Origin of the sequence: Streptomyces sp. ACA25, assembly GCF_028200735.1 — a bacterium.
Lineage (GTDB): Bacteria > Actinomycetota > Actinomycetes > Streptomycetales > Streptomycetaceae > Streptomyces.
This window is the reverse complement of sequence record NZ_JAQKPV010000046.1, coordinates 1-2,654: the sequence shown is the minus strand read 5'-3', so window position 1 is coordinate 2,654 and position 2,654 is coordinate 1. Positions and strand designations below refer to the sequence as shown.

1 protein-coding gene is annotated in these 2,654 nt (G+C 71.9%); it reads right to left on the bottom strand.

The window, feature by feature from the left end; all coding sequences use genetic code 11:
• Positions 1–2,654: SDR family NAD(P)-dependent oxidoreductase (locus PJ985_RS23050; RefSeq protein ID WP_271685828.1), on the bottom strand; the 2,654-nt coding region annotated here is incomplete at both ends.

Genomic DNA, 2,654 nt, shown 5'->3' with positions numbered 1-2,654 from the left:
TGCCGACGCCCTCGGACCAGCCGGTGCCGTCCGCCGCCGCGGCGAACGACCTGCAACGGCCGTCCGGGGCCAGCCCTCCCTGTTTGGTGAACTCGGCGAAGACAGCGGGGGAGGGAATGACCGTGACCCCGCCGGCGAGCGCAAGGTCGCACTCACCGTCCCGGAGGGCCCTGGTCGCCCAGTGCAGGGCGACCAGGGAAGATGAGCACGCTGTATCGACGGTGACCGCCGGGCCCTCCAGGCCCAGGGTGTAGGCGATCCGGCCGGACAGCACGCTGTTCGCGGTGCCGGTCAGCAGGTGGCCCTCCAGTTCGGCGGGCAGCGTCACCCCACTGCCGTAACCCGAGTTCGACGCGCCGACGAAGACTCCCGTGCGGCTGTCACGCAGTGAGGTCGGGTCGATTCCACCGCGTTCCAGGGTCTCCCAGGACGTCTCGAGAACCAGCCGCTGCTGCGGATCCATCGCCAGCGCCTCACGCGGCGAGATGCCGAAGAGACCCGCATCGAAGCGGGTCGCGTCCATGACGAAACCACCCGCCCGGGCGTAATCGACGTCGGAGTCCAGGTCCCAGCCCCGGTCGGCGGGGAAGGCACTGATGCCGTCGGCCCCGGAGGACACCAGCTCCCACAACTCCTCCGCCGAGGTCACCCCACCGGGGTAACGGCAGGCCATACCGACAATCGCGATCGGCTCGTCCTTCATGCGCCCCGGCACCGTGGTGGCCGTTTGCGCTCCGGACGTGTGGCCGGGCAAGCGGTCAAGGAGGTGCGCGGCGAGCGCGGTGACCGTCGGGTGGTCGAATGCGGCTGTCGCGGAGACGGTGAGCCCAGTGGCTTTGCCGATCCGATCGCGCAGGTCGATCGCCGCCAGCGAGTCGAAGCCCAGTTCCTTGAACGGTCTGCGCGCGTCGACGGCGGTCGGGTCGGCGTGACCGAGCGCGGCGGCTGCCTGCCCCCGAACCAGATGCGTCACCTCACGTTCACGGTCGGCCGCACCAAGTGCTGCGAGACGCGCCGCCCACGGGGAGGATCCGTCGCTGGGGAGGTCCGGCGCCAGCAGTGCGTCCCTCGCCTCGGGCAGGTCGGAGAAGAGAGCGCTGGGACGCACCGCGGTGAAGGGTGGGACGAACCGGGCCCAGTCGACGTCGGCGACCACCAAGGCGTCGTCGTTGTGATCCAGCGCCTGACCGAGCGCGACGAGCGCCCGATCGGTGGCCAGGGCCCGCAGCCCTCGGCGGCGCAGAGAGTCCGCTGCCGCGCCCGCGGCCATACCGGCTTCGGCCCACGGGCCCCAGGCGATCGACAGGGCAGGCAGGCTGAGCGCGCGGCGGTGGCCGGTCAGCGCATCAAGGTAGGCGTTCGCTGCAGCGTAAGCCGACTGACCGCCGCTTCCCCACACACCGGCCACCGAGGAGAACATCACGAAGGTGTCGACCCTGTCGGAGTCAGCCAGCAGATCGTGCAGGTTACGTGCCCCGACAGCCTTGGCCCTGACGACCTCGGCGTAGGCTGCCGGGTCCCCACCGGTCAGCGGAGTGGCCGTGTCAACGCCCGCGGCGTGGAAGACGGCCGTGACAGGGTGCTCGGCCAGCAACTCGGCGAGGGCGTCACGGTCGGCGACGTCGCAGGCGACGACTGTGACCCGGGCCCCTCGTTCGGTCAGACTCGCCGCCAGCTCGTCCGCGCCGGGCGCACCGCTGCCGCGTCTGCCCACGAGCACGAGGTCAGTGGCTCCTCGGCCGATGAGCCACCTGGCGACCTCCGCACCGAGCGCACCGGTACCACCGGTGATCAGCACGGGGCCGGTGGGCGACCATGTGCGCACGGGTGTCCTGGGCAACGGCGCACGGCGCAGCCTGCGGCAGAAGACACCGTTCGGGCGGACGGCCGTCTGGTCCTCGGTCCCGGTGAGCACCCGGGCGAGCCGGGCCCCGGTGCGGTCGTCGAGCGTCTCGGGCAGGTCGACGAGCCCACCCCAAGCGCGTGGGATCTCCAGAGCGGCCACCCTGCCCAGACCCCACACCTCGGCGAGCTCAGGTGCGGTGACCCGCTCGGCACGCCCCACAGCGACCGCGCCCCGTGTGACAGCCCAGAGAGGGATGTCGCTCTCCGTGCGGCCGGCGATCAAGCGGAGGAGGCCAGGAGCATCGAGCAACGCGAGGACACCGGCCGCGTCCGCCGGCACTGCCGCTCCCGGGTCGATCTCGACAACTTCCGCTCCCGCGGCGGTCAGCGCCGACACCACGTCGGGCGCCGGCGTACCGGCCACGACGGCCCACGTACCGGTGAGCGCGGCGCTCTCGGCGACCGCGGGTGCGGGCTCCCACGCAACGCGGTAGCGCCAGGAGTCGAGCTCGGTGCGCTCACGGCGGTCCTGGCGCCACGTGCTCAGCGGGGGCAGCAGAGTGTCCGCCTGGCCCGGGGTCAGCTGAAGCACCTCGGCAAATGTCTCGGCATCGCCGGCTTCGACGGCGGTCCAGAACTCAGCGTCCTCGCCATGTTCCCGGCCGCCCGACGCCTGCCAGTACCGCGTGCGCTGGAAGGGATAGGTGGGCAGGTCGACCCGTCTGCCCTCGCCGATCACCGTGGCCCAGTCGACGGTCGTACCACGAGTGTGGGCTCGGCCGACGGCACGCAGCAGGCTTTCGGTCTCG